Annotated in this window: 15 protein-coding genes; 7 read left to right on the top strand and 8 right to left on the bottom strand. The window is 63.0% G+C overall.

Going from position 1 to position 15,863, the window contains the following annotated elements:
* Nucleotides 1-9: 9 nt before the first annotated feature.
* From AB6809_RS08220 to AB6809_RS08235, 4 genes are all read right to left on the bottom strand, one after another.
* Nucleotides 10-1,344 carry a glutamine synthetase family protein gene (locus tag AB6809_RS08220; protein ID WP_371026322.1) on the bottom strand — a complete coding sequence of 445 codons (1,335 nt, stop codon included), beginning with the start codon at nucleotides 1,342-1,344 and terminating at the stop codon, nucleotides 10-12.
* Nucleotides 1,345-1,374: 30 nt separating this feature from the next.
* On the bottom strand, nucleotides 1,375-2,169 hold the full coding sequence (locus AB6809_RS08225; protein ID WP_371026323.1) for a gamma-glutamyl-gamma-aminobutyrate hydrolase family protein: 795 nt from the start codon (nucleotides 2,167-2,169) through the stop codon (nucleotides 1,375-1,377).
* A 306-nt stretch (nucleotides 2,170-2,475) separates the two neighbouring features.
* Nucleotides 2,476-2,709, bottom strand: coding sequence for a hypothetical protein (locus tag AB6809_RS08230; protein WP_321175803.1), 234 nt, complete (start codon nucleotides 2,707-2,709; stop codon nucleotides 2,476-2,478).
* Between the two features lie 275 nt (nucleotides 2,710-2,984).
* Entirely contained in the window at nucleotides 2,985-3,728 is a 744-nt protein-coding gene (locus tag AB6809_RS08235) for an SDR family NAD(P)-dependent oxidoreductase (RefSeq protein WP_371026324.1), read from the bottom strand.
* Between the two features lie 182 nt (nucleotides 3,729-3,910).
* Between AB6809_RS08235 and AB6809_RS08240 the strand changes: the two genes are divergently transcribed.
* Together AB6809_RS08240 and AB6809_RS08245 are read left to right on the top strand one after the other, a co-directional pair.
* Nucleotides 3,911-4,486, top strand: a complete 576-nt coding sequence (locus tag AB6809_RS08240) for a TetR/AcrR family transcriptional regulator (RefSeq protein ID WP_371026325.1) — start codon at nucleotides 3,911-3,913, stop codon at nucleotides 4,484-4,486.
* 244 nt (nucleotides 4,487-4,730) lie between these two features.
* A complete protein-coding gene (locus AB6809_RS08245; protein ID WP_006049034.1) occupies nucleotides 4,731-5,072 on the top strand; it encodes a cupin domain-containing protein in 342 nt (113 codons plus the stop codon).
* A gap of 21 nt (nucleotides 5,073-5,093) precedes the next feature.
* Here the strand turns inward: AB6809_RS08245 and AB6809_RS08250 are convergent, their stop codons facing one another.
* Complete coding sequence (locus AB6809_RS08250; protein WP_371026326.1) at nucleotides 5,094-6,566, bottom strand: HD domain-containing phosphohydrolase; 1,473 nt, start codon at nucleotides 6,564-6,566, stop codon at nucleotides 5,094-5,096.
* Nucleotides 6,567-6,850: 284 nt separating this feature from the next.
* Between AB6809_RS08250 and AB6809_RS08255 the strand changes: the two genes are divergently transcribed.
* Together AB6809_RS08255 and AB6809_RS08260 are read left to right on the top strand one after the other, a co-directional pair.
* Nucleotides 6,851-7,555 carry an FMN-dependent NADH-azoreductase gene (locus AB6809_RS08255; RefSeq protein ID WP_371026327.1) on the top strand — a complete coding sequence of 235 codons (705 nt, stop codon included), beginning with the start codon at nucleotides 6,851-6,853 and terminating at the stop codon, nucleotides 7,553-7,555.
* On the top strand, nucleotides 7,552-8,010 hold the full coding sequence (locus AB6809_RS08260) for a cupin domain-containing protein (protein WP_371026328.1): 459 nt from the start codon (nucleotides 7,552-7,554) through the stop codon (nucleotides 8,008-8,010). Before AB6809_RS08255 ends, AB6809_RS08260 begins: the two co-directional genes overlap by 4 nt.
* A gap of 74 nt (nucleotides 8,011-8,084) precedes the next feature.
* Here the strand turns inward: AB6809_RS08260 and AB6809_RS08265 are convergent, their stop codons facing one another.
* Nucleotides 8,085-8,396 (bottom strand): hypothetical protein, encoded by a 312-nt coding sequence (locus AB6809_RS08265; protein ID WP_006049030.1) that lies wholly within the window; start codon nucleotides 8,394-8,396, stop codon nucleotides 8,085-8,087.
* 289 nt (nucleotides 8,397-8,685) lie between these two features.
* Between AB6809_RS08265 and AB6809_RS08270 the strand changes: the two genes are divergently transcribed.
* Nucleotides 8,686-10,038 carry an MFS transporter gene (locus tag AB6809_RS08270; RefSeq protein ID WP_029968461.1) on the top strand — a complete coding sequence of 451 codons (1,353 nt, stop codon included), beginning with the start codon at nucleotides 8,686-8,688 and terminating at the stop codon, nucleotides 10,036-10,038.
* 28 nt (nucleotides 10,039-10,066) lie between these two features.
* On the opposite strand, the gene AB6809_RS08275 is transcribed toward AB6809_RS08270, so the two are convergent.
* On the bottom strand, nucleotides 10,067-12,583 hold the full coding sequence (locus tag AB6809_RS08275; protein WP_371026329.1) for a penicillin-binding protein 1A: 2,517 nt from the start codon (nucleotides 12,581-12,583) through the stop codon (nucleotides 10,067-10,069).
* Between the two features lie 320 nt (nucleotides 12,584-12,903).
* Here AB6809_RS08275 and fabV point away from each other — a divergent pair, with 320 nt between their 5' ends.
* Nucleotides 12,904-14,100, top strand: coding sequence for an enoyl-ACP reductase FabV (fabV, locus tag AB6809_RS08280; RefSeq protein WP_006049027.1), 1,197 nt, complete (start codon nucleotides 12,904-12,906; stop codon nucleotides 14,098-14,100).
* A gap of 115 nt (nucleotides 14,101-14,215) precedes the next feature.
* Here fabV and AB6809_RS08285 read toward each other — a convergent pair whose 3' ends face one another.
* Nucleotides 14,216-14,839 (bottom strand): glutathione S-transferase family protein, encoded by a 624-nt coding sequence (locus AB6809_RS08285; RefSeq protein ID WP_371026330.1) that lies wholly within the window; start codon nucleotides 14,837-14,839, stop codon nucleotides 14,216-14,218.
* A 344-nt stretch (nucleotides 14,840-15,183) separates the two neighbouring features.
* Here AB6809_RS08285 and AB6809_RS08290 point away from each other — a divergent pair, with 344 nt between their 5' ends.
* On the top strand, nucleotides 15,184-15,549 hold the full coding sequence (locus AB6809_RS08290) for a hypothetical protein (protein ID WP_006049025.1): 366 nt from the start codon (nucleotides 15,184-15,186) through the stop codon (nucleotides 15,547-15,549).
* Nucleotides 15,550-15,863: the final 314 nt, after the last annotated feature.

Raw genomic sequence — 15,863 nt, forward strand, 5'->3', positions numbered from 1 at the left:
TTGTGTGCGTTAGACGTGCAGCAGCAAATGCCGGCGTTCCCACGAACTGATCACGCGGAAAAACGCTTCGTATTCGGTCTCTTTCAATGCGAGGTAGGCCTTCACGAATTTTTCGCCGAGTACTTCGGCAATGGGTTCGCATGCGCTCATCAACGTTAGACCCTCTTCGAGATTGCGCGGCAATTGATAGGGCAATTCATAGCCGTCGCTAAGCAGCGGCTCGGTGGCTTCGAGTCTTTGCGTGATGCCCAGATAGCCGGCCGCGAGCGTCGCCGCAATCGCAAGGTACGGGTTGCAATCCACGCCCGGAATGCGGTTTTCTATGCGGCGCGCGGCGGGCCCGGAATGCGGAATACGAAAGCCGACTGTGCGGTTGTCGTAGCCCCACGCGACGTTGATCGGCGCGGCCATGAAGCGCGACAGCCGCCGATACGAGTTGATGTACGGCGCGAAAATCGGCATCAATGCCGGCGTGTATTTCTGCAAACCGGCGATATAGCTCGTGAAAAGCGAGGTCGGCTTGCCGTCCGCGGCGGTGAAAAGATTGCGGCCGGTTTCTTCATCGACGAGGCTCTGGTGCATATGCATCGCCGACCCCGGCTCGCTTTCCATTGGCTTCGCCATGAACGTCGCGTACATCTTGTGACGCAAGGCGGCTTCACGCACCGTGCGCTTGAAGAGGAACACGCTGTCCGCGAGTTTCAACGGATCGCCATGCATGAAGTTGATCTCCATTTGCGCGGCGCCCACTTCGTGAATCAGCGTATCGACTTCGAGTTCCTGCACCTCGCAGTACTCGTAAATATCTTCGAAGAGCGGGTCGAACTCGTTGACCGCTTCGATCGAATAGGACTGGCGTCCGGTCTCGGGACGTCCGGTTCGGCCAATCGGCGGTTGCAAGGGCAGGTCCGGGTCCTTGTTCATGTCGACCAGATAGAACTCGAGTTCGGGCGCGATGACGGGCTTCCAGCCTTTCGCGCGATACAGCTCCAGCACACGGCGCAACGCGCGGCGCGGCGAGATGGCAACGGGCGTGCCGTCGAAGTGCACGCAGTCGTGGATCACCTGAGCGGTTGGATCGACGGCCCAGGGAATCATCCGGATTGTCGTGGCGTCCGGAACGCACACCATGTCGGGGTCGGTGACGCCGGTCAGCGTGCCGTCGTCCGGATAATCGCCGGTGACGGTCTGGATCATTACCGCTTGCGGCAAGCGCATCGACTCGCCGGATTCGAACTTGCTGCGCGGAATGATCTTGCCGCGCGCGATGCCGGCCATGTCGGGAATGATCGCTTCGATTTCAGTCACATGGTGCTTCTTCAGAAAATCGTCGATGTCATGCATGATTTTTCTCTCGGTTTTATAGCGCTACTGTTAGCCTTGCTTCGCGGCGACGGATGACGCGCCGTAACTCGTCGTCATGCGTAGCCGGTTGCGGCACGCGTCGCCGAACGCACGAAAAATCGCGGTGGAGAGCGCGTCGCTCGCATGCTTCCACTCGGGGTGCCACTGCACGCCAAGCGCGAAAGCACGCGCGTTTTTTACGCTGACCGCTTCGATCAGCCCGTCCGGCGCGGTGGCTTCAATCGCGAGGCCCGCGCCCAATCGCTCGATGCCCTGGCCGTGCAATGAATTCACGCGCGCTTCATTTGCGCCGCATGCGAGGCGCTGCAATAAGCCGCCTGGCGCGAGAGAAATAGAATGAGAGGGCGCGTATTGCACGTCGAGGCTGTCTGCCTTGTTCTCGCGATGGTCGGCAAAGCCCGCACTCGTATGCACGCTTTGGTGCAACGTTCCGCCGAATGCCACGTTCATTTCCTGGAACCCTCGGCATACGGCGAGTACGGGCACGCCCGCTTCGATTGCGGCGCGCAGCAAAGGCAGCGTCGTTGAGTCGCGGGCCGCGTCGTAGAGCGTGTCCGGTTCGTGCGGCTCGCCGCCGTAGCGGTGCGGCTCGACATTTGAATAGCTGCCGGTGAAGAGGAGGCCGTCGACTGCGGCCAGCACGTCTTGCGCCGATTGACGCTCGCCGAACGCGGGCAGCAGCATGGCGAGCGCTCGCGAGCCGTCCACGATCGCCGCGATGTATTTTTCGCCGGCCACGTGTGATGGATGCATGCCTGTCGTCGTTCTGTCGGCGCTGATGGCAACCAGTGGTTTAGTTCGCATAACGAATAGATGTGTTTATCCGGCCGCGAAATGCGGCGCGACATTCTTCGAAACACGGCGGGGCGCGAGTTCGCGGCCGCACGGCCTGCTTCAAGGCTTCGGAGCAGGGCAGGCGGTCGCCGTCAACGGAACGCGCCGCGCGTGACGATCTGATGAGCCGTTCGATGCCGCCCGCCGCGATGCGCGAGCGGGCGCACGCGTGCGCGACGGATGGACGTCAGGCAACGCCGCACGCAAGCAAACGCGCGATTCAGGCGAACGCGTTCACGCAGACGGACGGATCGAACGGCAAAAAGGAGGGAGGCGCTAGGGCAACAGCGACGCGACTTCGTCTGTACGCACCGCGATGAAGGCGCGCGCGGAGATAGAGTTGTGACGCCGAACTGAACGGCGGGAGATGATTGTAAAGACGATCTTGAAGACGGACAGGAAGCGGCGGAACGCAAGGCTGCCGCTGCTGCCGTTGGCGATGGCGCCGTCAGCGCGCGGACAACTCGCGTGACTGCGGTTCCATCTCACCAAAGGGCCACGGACTCTCACGATGACACTCGATTAGCGACGTTGAACGTATTGAACGCGCTGCCTTGATCGCACGGGGCATTGACAGAAGCTGCGCGTCGGATGGATCGTGTATTCGCTGCGTCGGAAAAAGTGATGAACGTGTTTTCCGACGGCGGTATCACGATCGCCTGTTAACCAGCATATACGAGCCGGTGATGCCGTCAAATTGTTTTCTGGATTGGTGAGCGTGGATGCATTGTTGGGATGTATGCACTCGGCAATTTTGGAGCGCCGAAAAATCGTGCATTACCGACCTAAGTCAGCAAGCCCCCGTCGACCGTGAGAATTGTTCCCGTGACATGCCTTGCCGCCGGGCTTGCAAGAAAAGTGACGGCCGCAGCGATGTCAGCCGGCGCGGCGAAGCGCCCGAGCGGCGCGAGGCTGCGCTGGAAGTCCGCGCTCTCGCCATTAGCCGGGTTCATTTCGGTATCGGTCGAGCCCGGTTGAACGAGGTTGGCAGTGATGTCTTTCGGGCCCAGTTCCTGGGCCAGCCCGCGTGTGAACGACTGTAGTGCGGACTTGGTCATGTAGTAGACCGTTCCCGCTGCGCCCACGATGCGATCAGCTCCGGCGGAGCCGATCGTGATGATCCGACCGCCCGCTTTGAGGTGAGGGATGGCTGCCTGCGTCGCGAGAATGGGACCGCGGATGTTGACCGCAAGGAGAGCGTCGATGTCCGCCAGGTCGAAGTCGGCGATCGTGTTGTAGCGAGCGATGGCAGCGTTGTTGACGAGAATGTCGAGCCCACCCAGCGCGCCAACGGCCTCATCGACCGATCGCCTGATGGCGGCCGGATCGGCAATGTCGGCTTGGATCGCGACACCGCGGCGGCCTAGCTTCTCGATTGACGCCACGACTGCCTGCGCGCGCTCGGCTGAGTTCTGAAACGTTAGCGCAACGTCCGCGCCTTCTTCTGCAAGCGCAAGTGCGATCGCGGCGCCGATGCCCCGGGAGCCGCCGGTGACCAATGCCCGTTTTCCGACTAGATTGTTATTCATTGTCCGCCTTTTATGTAGTGATCGATGCATAAATGGTAGAATCGGCGGCACAGACAGTCAAGATATTTGTGTAGTGATCGATGCAAAAAAAATCAGAGAGATCTCCGAGCACCGTTGGACGCCCACTTCGTGGCCGCGGCAGGCCACGCGCTTTCGATCGCGAGGCTGCATTGGCGCAAGCCATGAGACTTTTCTGGATCAAGGGTTATGAGGCGACCTCAATCGCAGACCTGACCAATGCGCTCGGCGTCGGCCCGACCAGCCTCTATGCCGCTTTCGGATCGAAAGACGAGCTATATGCCGAAGCGATGCGGTTTTACTCGGAGACCTACGAGCATCTGGTGCTGGGAAGCTTTCGCAAGGCGGTCACAGCGCGCGAAGCGGCGTTCGCCTATCTGTGGGACTCAGCCGCGGCGATGACTGGGGCAGATTGCGGTCTGCCACACGGCTGCATGGTCACACTGGGGAGCGTCGGGAGCGACGGCCATGCCGAGCTCGGCGACTTGATGCGGGCCGCGCGAGGTGGAGCGTTTGATGTGCTCGTGTCGCGCCTGGAAAGGGCCGTTGCCGAGGGTGAGTTGCCGGAATCCGTGGATATAGTGAAACTCGCGAGGTTCCTGCAAACAGTACAAAGCGGTATGGCGATCCGGGCGCGGGACGGCGCCGAAAGAGCAGAACTCCAGGCCGTCGCTGAGATGACGATGGCGGGATGGGAGGCGCTGGTTCGTCACTGCGACACACGTGTAAAGCCTGATTAACAGATTGATTCGGACAGCGGAGTATCTCGCTGGGCTTGAAAACCGGCTTCGCTTTGCGTCAAGGTGTTTTCGGGCGCGCAGAATTTCGCTATTCCGGCTTCTTTCGACTGGAACGGAAACGTGCTTTAGAGGCACGCTCGCGCGTATCGGTCATTCGACCGATACCTCAGCGATCAGTCGGCTGCCATGATGCCGTTGGAGCCGCGGCGACACAACACGCTACTGACTCGCATCGGAGAATGAAATGAATGACAACGATATTCCGCTTGCCAACGGCAAGGTGCAGTACAAGACGCTATTGCGCGAGGAAGGGTGCTCGATCCTGCAAACGACGGTTCAAGCCGGCGGTGAAACGCAGTGGCATCACCACACGAATGTCAGTGACCGGTTTCTCGTGATCCGGGGCGTCTTGACCGTCGAGTTGAATATCGACGGTCAGGTTCAGAGCACCGAGGTGCGCGAATTTTACTCGGTTGATCCGGGCACCGTTCACCACGTCAAGAACGAGACGAATGAGGATGTTGTCTATCTCACGGTCCAGGCGGGCGGCGTCCCGGACATTGTGCTGGCCGGATCGTCTCGCTGAGGGCAGGGCAACGCCATGCATCTAGATCAAGCCCATCGTCGACGCCTTGAGTGTTGCTGCCGCGCGTGTCGAACACTCGAGCTTGCGAAACACGCTCTCGACGTGGGTGCGCACCGTGCTCGGACTCATCGTCAATTCCTGCGCGGCTTGCTTGTTGCTCGCACCTCGCGAGATCGCACGCAGGACGTCGATCTCTCTCGCAGACAGACGCGGACCATGTGACACACTTCTTGCCGCGCGCCTTGCGACGGGGACCCGTTCCGCCACCAGCGCGTCCACCACCTCGCGGCATAGCCGGCCATTGGCAGCCTCGTCTTGCAGCAAGCGTCCGGCCGCCTCATCGGTCAGCGCGGCGCGCCACGGGCGCGTCGAGCGCAACGCAACCCATGCCACCGACGCAGCCAGCACGCGAGCCTCCAACGTCAATGCCGGGTCGCGCACGCCGCGAAAGTACCCGGAGCCGTCTTGCCGCTCGTACGCATGGGACGCAAGCACGGTGGCTTCGCCGAGCGAGCCGGTTTGCTTGCCGGCGCGCTCCGTCCAGTAGGGCACGAGCCGCACCTTTTCCCAGGCGCTCGGCGACAAGCGAGTAGGTAGGTTCCACACTTCGTTGGGCACGGCGGCCCTGCCGATGCCATGAATCAATCCAGCCCGATAGACAAGCGCGCCTGCTGCGTCATCCGACGTGAATCGTGCGTAGCATTCGGCGGCCGTCATTGCGACCGCACGTGAAAAGCCTGTCATCCACGGCAATTTCAGATCGATGATGTCGGCGATCAATTCCGCCGACGTGGTCCGTTGCATATCGGCTGTCGCGAGCACGACGTCAAAATCATCCAGCGCCTGGCGCTCCAGTTCCGTCAGCCAACTGCCGGCGTGGCGTGTCGCGACTGCGACGAGGCTCTCCGGATACCGCGTGCCGGCGCGTTCTTCGATCAGCGCAAGCGCCGCTTCGACTCCATATGTGCGGCTGAACACCTCCAGATCGCCAGCAAGCGCGACGACGAGTACGGATATCGGCACCGCGTCGCGGGCGAGTTGTGCGGGCAAGCCGCTGCCGTCCCAGGTTTCGAAAATGTGGCGCAGCGCCGTTTCGGTCCCACTCGAAAGCCCCATTATTCGCGCGACCTCGCCGGATACTTCGCAGTGAGTTTGCGCGAGAGGCATCATCGCGGCGCCGACGCCGCCAATCGTCTCCGCGATGCCGGGCCTGCTCTCGAGCATCGCGGTCCGGACCGCGATGTCGTCGCCGAACACTGTTGCGAACCCTGCCGCGTTTGCCGTGCAACCCGACCAACGTAGCAGCGACACCTCGCGGACCGCGTCGCAGGCCGAGGCCTCGAGTCCGGCCGCTTGTGCGAGCCGTACTGCCAGCCAACCCGTGCGCAACGAATGATCGGTCGGCTGTCCCATGCTCAGATCGCCGATGAAAGCGAGGGCTCTTACCGCATCGAAAATGCGCAGCGTGGCGTGGCTGGTCTGAAGGTCGAACATCGGATGGGATAGGGTACGTCGCCGGAATGGGCTAACAATCATACGCGACGGTTAGAAGCGCTGCACCGCAGTGCCTGATGGATCGGAGGTGATGAACTATGCGCGCCGTCGAATAGTTGATTTGACATAAGATAAATTATCAACAAATCGCATGGCGGAGCTTTTTAGAAATGTCCGCCCGCCGACGCGAACTGGCCACCTCAATTTCCCAAAAACCGGTCATTTCCCAAAGCCACTCCAGGCTCTAATCTGACATCACCCATTCAACCCTGAAGGAACCGACGATGAAACTCATGCATGTCGATGCCAGCGCGAAACGCGAGCGTTCGAACTCGCGGGCGTTGAGCCGTTTTTTTGTGGAACGTCTGCGCGTCGGGCACCCGGACCTGGAAGTCGATTATCTCGATGTCTCCGTCGATACGCCGTCGCACGTCGACGAAGCGTTCGCGATCGCAATCTACGCGGCGCCGCACGAGCGCACGCCGGCCATGAAGGCGCGGCTCGCGGCGTCGGATGCGCTCTGCCAGCGCGTGCTCGCCGCCGATGCGCTCGTGTTCGCGATGCCCATGTACAACTGGTCGATGCCGTCCGCATTCAAGACGTTCGTCGACGCGATTTCGCGCGCCGGCGTTACCTATAAGCATGGCGACGACGGCCGCATCGTCGGCCAGCTCGCGGGCAAGAAAGTGCTGTTCATCACGAGCCGCGGCGCGGACTTGCGGCCGGGCTCGCCGTACGCGTCGATGGACGCGCTCACGCCCGCGCTCAAAGCCGCGTTCGGATTTCTCGGCGTCGCGGCGCCGACGTTCGTCGATGCCCAGCCGTTGCAGTTCGCGAATCAGGAAGCACGAGCCGAAGCGCTCGAACGCGCACGCGACGAATTATCGGCGGTGGCGGCTAGCTGGGCCAATTCGGCAAACGCGGCTTCGCATGCGAATAACGCAGACGCCGCACAACATGAAGACGCAGACTCGGAGATGACGCAATGAAACTACGTACCCTGATCGCCGCGGCAACGTTCGCCGGTTTCGGCATGCTCGCCACCTCGCAAGCCGCGCTTGCCGCCGACTCAACCGGCCAAGCCGCCGCCGCTGCCGCCGCCGCTGCGGAGACCATCACGCCCGCCTTCGCCGAAGCGATCGCCAACGTGCCCGGCAAGAAAATGACTGCGCTGGTGGTCGATTACGCGCCGGGCGGCAAGTCGTCGCCGCATCGGCACGGAAAGGCTTTCGTGGTCGCGTATGTGTTGTCGGGCGCAATTCGCAGCGGCGTCGACGGCAAGGAAGCGCAGGTCTTCCATGCGGGCGAGCACTGGATCGAGAAGCCGGGCGCGCATCACACCGTCAGCGAAAATGCGAGCGATACAGAGCCGGCCCGCCTCCTCGCCATTTTCGTGGCCGACTCAAACGACAACAAGCTCGTCACATTCGACCACAAGAAATAAGCTACCAATAAGCCGCAAAATAAGCGGCAACCGCAGCGCCAACCGCGCAACACCCCTGCCGCACGCGCTTCGTTCTAGAACTTCGGATGACATTCGAAGTTCAGCGAAGACGCGTGCGTCGTCAGCATCGCCACCCCGCTCACCGATTCTTCCTTGACACTGCTTTGCATGCCGAGGCGCTCGCAGTAATCGCGCGCTTCGTTCAGCGCCTCGCCGTGTGCGCGGGCCCATGCCATGCGCCCGCCCGTCGCGCTCGCCGCGACCGTGTACGTGCCGGGTTTATCGGTTGCGACGACATGCGTCGACGATGCGCAGCCGGCAAGCGCGCCGCCTGTCGCGAGCGCTGCGAGAGCGACGCGCGCCCAATCGCGTAGCTTATTCAACATGATGTACCTGAGTTTGCTGATCGTTGCGTGATCCGCCGACGGAGTCGTCGCAGATCGGTTAGATGGTTTTTCCGCGAATCGAATTATCCTGAATCTGCCGCTGGAGATCAGCCTCATGGGTCGAAAACACTGTTGCCTTCGCCCGAACAATCCGCGTGCGCTTACTGACCGCGGCCTCGACGCATTGGCGCGCGCGGACTGTTTAAAGCACTTCCCGAAACGTGGCCGAGCGACTAGTCTGTAACGGCATCTTCTGAACCATCCGGACAATGAACTGGAGGAGACATCGATGGAACTCGAAGCACGTACCATGAAACGTGTGACGGTTCGGCTCGTGCCGTTCCTGATCGTCTGCTATTTCATCGCCTATCTGGACCGCGTGAACGTCGGCTTCGCCGCGCTGCAGATGAACAAGGCGCTCGGCCTTTCCGCGAGTGCATTCGGCTTCGGCGCGGGGATTTTCTTTATCGCGTACTTTTTTTTCGAAGTGCCGTCCAACCTGCTACTCGAGAAATTCGGCGCGCGTCGCTGGATCGCGAGAATCATGTTCACGTGGGGCCTGCTCGCCGGCGCGATGGCGTATATCCCACATATCGCGCAATACACGGGGTTTTCGGCGGCGCATGTTTTTTACGGCTTGCGCGTTCTGCTCGGCGTGGCTGAAGCGGGCTTCTTTCCCGGCGTCATCTTCCTGCTCACATTGTGGTTTCCGGCCGCCTATCGCGGCCGCGTGGTCGGCTATTTCATGGCGGCGATTCCGTTATCCACGGTGATAGGCGGGCCCATTTCTGGCGCCCTGCTCTCCATGGATGGCTTCGGCGGGCTCGCCGGCTGGCAATGGGTTTATCTGATCGAAGCGGCGCCCGCGCTGCTGCTCGCGTTCGCGGTCTGGTTCTACCTGACCGACAAGCCGGCCGACGCAACCTGGCTTGCCGACGACGAACGCGAATGGCTCGTCGCGCGTCAGAAGCAGGAGCGCGAACATCGCGAGGCCGCGCATGCATTCAGCGTGAAGGAAGCGCTTTTCAATCGGCGGGTGCTTGCCATCGCGCTCATCTACTTCGGTGCAAACGCAACGAATTATGGCTTGAGCTTTTTCCTGCCGCAGATCGTGAAGTCGTTCGGCTTGACCAACTTGCAGACGGGCTTCGTGACGTCGTTGCCGTATATCGTCGGCGTGATCAGCATGGTCTATTGGGGACGTCATTCGGACCGCAAGCTCGAACGCAAACGCCATGTCGCTTTCGCGCTGACGGTGGCCGCGGTTGGCATCGCGGCGTCGGCGGGGCTCGATAATCCGGTGCAAAAAATGATCGCGCTGTCGATCGCCGGCTTCGGCATTTTCGGCTGCCTGCCCGTTATCTGGACGCTGCCGGCCGCGTTCCTCTCGGGCGCCGCGGCGGCGGGCGGCATCGCCGCGATCAATTCGCTCGGCAACCTCGCGGGCTTCTTCGGACCTTACGCGATGGGCTGGATCAAGGACAGCACCGGCGGCTTCGGCGCGGGCCTCCTGTGCCTCGGAGGCGCGGGACTCGTCGGCGCGGCGGCCGCGCTGCTGCTGCATCACGATACCGCACTGGAGACGTCGGCGGGCGCGGCGCAGCGGGAAGCGCCGGGGCGGCCTGGCGTGGCGGAGTATTAGGCGACGCTCACGTGGCTTGCGTCGACAGTCACTCCGACGCACCTGCTCCGCTCGGCTGACCTTCGACGCTCACCGCATCCGGCGGCATCACGTCGTCGGGCGTGGGCGTCGGTGCCGACGCCGCTGTGCCGGCGCCGCGCGCTTCGCCGTGGACCGGCTCATTCAGAACCGCCGCACCTGAAGCCGCGCCAGGCGCCGTCAGCAACGGCGGCAGCGCCCGCGTGTCTTCGCTCGCCGCCGCGGCTGCCGCCGCGGCACTCGACGCAGCCGCCCCCGCCTCCGACGAAACAACCTCAACCGGCGCGCGCCGCGTCGTATTCCGCGCAGTCACCGCCGCATCCGGCTTGACCGTCGGCGCCGTCGACGGAAACAGTTGCTGGAACCACGCCCGCAACCGCTCCGAACGCTCGGCGAACCAGCCAGGCTGGTGCTCGGTGTCGAATTTGACGCGCGTGTCGACGAGCTTCGAGCGCTGCGCGCGCTGGAAAAAATCGCCGACGATCGGCAGCGCGCTATGCGCCCCCTGCCCCCAGTAATCGCTGCGCAAGGTCACGCGGCTGTCGTTGAAACCGACCCACGCGCCGGCCACGAGTTGCGGATGGATCAGGATGAACCAGCCGTCCGCGTTGCCCTGCGTCGTGCCGGTCTTGCCGGCGACGTCGCCGCGCACGCCGAAGCGTCCGCGTATCGCCGATCCGGTGCCGCGATTGACGACGTCGCGCATCACGTCGACGAGCGTGCGCGCCGCATCGGCGGACAGTTCCTGCTGCGGCGGCGTCGGCGCGAAGTCGGCCAGCACCTCGCCGTTGCGGTCCTCGATGCGCGTGACCATCACCGGCTCCACGTATCCGCCGAGGTTGGCGATCGTGCCGTATGCCGAGACCATTTCCTTCAGCGTGACCGGGCTCGTGCCCAGGGCGAGCGACGGCACCGCCTCGAGCGGGCTGTCGCGCACGCCCATCGCGCGGGCGAGCCGCGCGACCTTGTTCGGACCGACTGTCTGCATCAGTTGCGCGGTGATGCGGTTGCGCGAATACGCGAGGCCGTCGCGCAGCGTGATGGGCCGCTCGCTCGGTTCGTCCTCGTCGCCCGGACGCCAGACTTCGCCGCCCGCGAGTTGAATTTCGACGGGCTGATCGAGCAAGGTATCGGACGGTTTCGCGCCCGCCTCGAAGGCCGCCGCGTAGACGAACGGCTTGAAGGTCGAGCCCGGCTGACGCCGCGCCTGCTGCACATGATCGAACGGGTCCTGGCTGAAATCGCGGCTGCCGACCCACGCGCGGATCTGGCCGTTGCGCGGGTCCATCGCGAGAAAATCGGCCTGCACGCGCGTTTTCGATTCGCATACCGACTGCACGAGGCCGCGGTTCGCCGACACGCGCTTGAGCGCGTCGTCGTCGGAGAGGCCCGTGTCTTTCGCGGCGCGGTAGTCGGGCGTTTCGCGCAGGAACGTCGCGAGCAGGTCCTTGCCGTTCGAACAACCGGCACGGCTGCCCCACGCCGCATTCGCGATGCCTTGCAACTGGTTGCCCTGCAAAATGACCGCCTGCGTGGCCATCGTCTGCAGACGCGAATCGATCGTGGTGCGCACCACGAGGCCGTCCGAATACAGGTTGTAGTCGTTGCGGTCGGCCCATGCCGCAAGCCATTTGCGCAGTTGCTGCGCGAAGTGCGGCGCGGGTCCGGGCGGCTCGGTCTGCCGCTCGAAGTCGATGCGCAACGGCTTTTTACTGAGCGTCTGATACGCGGCGGGCGTGAGCTTGCCGAACTTCACCATCTGCGCGAGCACCGTATTGCGCCGCTGCAATGCGCGCTCCGGATTGAGCACCGGGTTGTAATAGCTGTTGCCCTTCAGCATGCCCGCGAGCGTCGCGCTTTCGAGCACGTTCAGCTCCGACGCCGACTTGTCGAAGTACGTGCGCGCGGCCATCTCGATGCCGTACGCGTTGTACAGAAACGGCACGGTGTTCAGGTAGGTTTCGAGGATCTCGTCCTTCGTATAGAGCGCTTCGATCTTGAAGGCCGTGATCGCTTCCTTGAGCTTGCGCGTGAGCGTCGGCGCGCGGCCGATTTCGTCGGGATAAAGATTGCGCGCGAGTTGCTGCGTGATGGTCGAGCCGCCCTGCCGGTCGCCAGAAAACGTATGCAGCGCGGCCGATGCCGTGCGCCGCCAGTCGAGCCCGAAATGCTGATAGAAGCGATGGTCTTCGGTAGCGATCAGCGCATTGACCACGTTCGGCGAGATGTCCTTCAGCTTGACCCACTCGCGGTTGGACGGCTTGAACTCGGCGAGCAGTTTGCCGTCTGCCGAGAGAATGCGCGCCGGCTGCTCGATCTTCGCCTTGCGAATATCGCCGATGCCCGGTGTGAACGGAATCAGGACCAGCACATACAGCACGAACAGCAGCGGAAGCGCCGCGCACGCCTTGAGTACGCCGCGGCGGGTCGGATGGCGCAGATGCCACAGCGCCGCGGCCACGAGCGGGTTCACGCGGGTCAGACCTCGGTCGAGTGTCTCCAGAATCAGGGGAATAAGGCGCTTCACGCTGGCTACCGTCTGCGGGAAAAGGCTGAATCCTACCAAGATGTGCGGGTTGGGCTGATTTTTGCCCGTGCAGCCGTGGGACGGCGGTGGCTTTGTTGCGGGTTTGTTACGGGTTTGTTGTGCGTTTGTTGCTGCTTTGCCGGTGCTTTTCGGCGGCTTTGCCGGTTCTCGCCGCGGCTCGCCGCTCGTTTGTTGCTCGCTCGCCGCTCGTGTGCTGCTCGTCTGCTGCCTGTTTGCCGCTCCCCGCAGCCGATCCCGCGTGCCGCGCCAGCAGCCGCGCGGGCCACTATAATGTCGCCAATTCCGACAAGAGGTGCTTCATGATCATCAAACCGCGCGTGCGTGGCTTCATCTGCGTAACCACCCATCCGACGGGCTGCGAGGCCAACGTCAAGGAACAGATCGACTACGTCAAGGCACGCGGTCCCATTGCGAACGGTCCGAAGAAGGTGCTCGTGATCGGCGCATCCACGGGCTACGGACTGGCCGCTCGCATCAGCGCGGCGTTCGGCTGCGGCGCGGACACGCTCGGCGTGTTTTTCGAGCGCGGCGGCAGTGAATCGAAGGCCGGCACGGCAGGCTGGTACAACAGCGCGGCGTTCGAGAAGTTCGCCGCCGCCGAGGGCCTCTACGCGACGAGCATCAACGGCGACGCGTTTTCCGACGAAGTGAAGGCGCGCACCATCGAAGTCATCAAGCGCGATCTCGGCCAGGTCGACCTCGTGGTCTACAGCCTCGCCGCGCCCAAGCGCACGCATCCGAAAACCGGCGAGGTGTTCACGTCCACGCTCAAGCCGGTCGGCAAGGCAGTCACGCTGCGCGGCATCGATACCGACAAGGAAGTGATCAAGGAAACCGTGCTCGAACCCGCCACGCAAACCGAAATCGACCACACGGTCGCGGTGATGGGCGGCGAAGACTGGCAAATGTGGATCGACGCGCTGCTCGAAGCGGGCGTGCTCGCGGACGGCGCGAAGACCACCGCGTTCACCTACCTCGGCGAGAAGATCACGCACGACATTTACTGGAACGGCTCGATCGGCGCGGCCAAGAAGGACCTCGACCAGAAGGTGCTCGATATCCGCGCGAAGCTCGCGGCCAAAGGCGGCGACGCGCGCGTGTCGGTGCTGAAGGCGGTCGTCACGCAGGCGAGTTCCGCGATTCCGATGATGCCGCTCTATCTGTCGCTGCTCTTCAAGGTGATGAAGGAGAAAGGCACGCACGAAGGCTGCATCGAGCAGGTTTATGGCCTTTATAAGGACAGCTTGTACGGCGCGGCGCCGCATATCGACGAAGAAGGCCGTTTGCGCGCGGACTACAAGGAACTGGACCCGGAAGTGCAGCAACGCGTGGAAGCGCTGTGGGGCCAGGTGACGAACGACACGATCTACGAACTCACGGATTTCGCCGGCTATAAGACCGACTTTCTGCGGTTGTTCGGCTTCGAGATTGCGGGCGTCGACTATGAGGCCGACGTGAATCCCGACGTGCAGATTCCGCGGCTCGTTCAGGTCTGAGTTTTTGCGGGTTTTAGCCGCGTTTTGAGAATGCGGGGCCGCTGCGCCCCGCATTGTTTGTCTCGTTTGCTTCCTCCTCTGCTTTTTCTCCCCTCGTTCGCTGATGCTGTCGCGCTTACGGCGTGCCGTTGCGGCAGTACTCGCGATACGCATCGCGCGACGCAAGGCGCGTCATGTATGCGTCGACCGCGGGCAGATCGTCGCGTGCAATTGGGGTTTCGAGCCAACGGTTGATCGATAGTGCGATCGGAATGTCCGCGAGCGAGAAGGCGTCGCCCGCGATGAATGCGCCGGTGCGCTGCAATTGTCCTTCGACGATTGCCATGTGCTTCGCCCAGTTCGCGCGCGACGCCTCGATCTGCTGCGCATCGCGATGAGCCGGCGATTGCCGCACGAGCGCGAGAAACGCGTAGCTCCACGAGCGGTTCAATTCGCTTGCCTGCCAGTCGATCCACTGGTCGCAGCGCGCGCGTTCGCGCGGGTCGGCCGGATAAAGCCACTCGCCGCCATAGCGCCCCGCGAGATAGCGGATGATCGAGTTCGACTCCAATAGAACGAAGTCGCCGTCCCTGATGACGGGAACCATCGCGTTCGGATTCAGCGCGAGAAATTCGGGGACGTTGGTTGGACGGAACCCCGCGCCCCAATCTTCCCGTTCGAACGCGAGCCCGAGTTCCGCGCAGGTCCACAGCACCTTGCGCACGTTGATGGAGGTAGGTTTGCCGAGAATCTGCAGCATGGGGCGTGAATGCGGTGGTGGACGGGAAACGTTACGTTAGCGCGTTGGCGGGTTTTCCGCTGGGGCGCGGCGGGTGCCTGCGCGGTTGGGCGCGTTGCTTGCCGCGCGTCTCGTTACCCGCTCCTGCTCCTTGCTGCCGCGCGCCTCGCGCTCGTGTCCTGTTTTGTGCCAACGGGGCGAGTGGGCCGCCGTTAAACCAGCGCCCGAACAAAGCGCCGCCCCGCGTGCGCCAGGGTACGCCCGGGAATTGCCGCTGATGAATTCTGCGTGATATTGTTAATCCATGCGGAGGACGGCTGCACGCCGCCTCCCCCGGAAAGCAATTTACCGCAGCGAGCGTCGCCATGAGTGATGTACGCCACCATCTGAGTCCGCGGGACCGTCTGGAGCTGTTGTGCTGGCTCACATGCGGCAGCCTCGGCGCTTACTACCTCAACGAGGACTGGCCCGACGCGGCGTTCCACGTGCAGGCCGCCCACAAATGGCTCGACCGGCGCGCGCGCGAGGCCGACTGGCTCGCCATCGCCAAGCTGTCGGCCACCGCGCTGGAAATCGCCCGCCGGCACGCGCGCTTCGTCGACACCGACTGGGCCCGCGACGCCGTCGAGGAAATTCTCGACACCGACGAACTCGATCCGCAAGCGCGGCTCGTCCGGCAGGTTCTCGCGGACTGCGAGAAGGCGCTGGCGGACCGGCGGACGGCGGACTGATTGGTATCGAGAGGGCAAGCTGGCGCCGCCGCGCGTTTTTTGCCCGCAAGTCTAAAAACGAACGTTTCGCACGAATCCCGACGCCGAACTCTGGCGGTGCGGGAAGCCGTTTCAGCAGCAAGTCCGCATCTCGCGCTTCGCCGTGCCCGCCATCTCTTCAAACCCGCGAAAACACCTGCGCGACACGCCTTCCCTCCGCGTCCCCTCCGTAAAAACACCCGCCCAAACCACCTCGCCTCGCTCTCCCCAGCCGCTAAAATACCGGGCACATCGCGCGTCGCGCTTCCCTCTCCCGGTCGAACATCTTGAAACGC

It is taken from the genome of Paraburkholderia sp. RCC_158 (genome assembly GCF_041355255.1).
GTDB classification, from domain to species: Bacteria; Pseudomonadota; Gammaproteobacteria; order Burkholderiales; family Burkholderiaceae; genus Paraburkholderia; species Paraburkholderia graminis.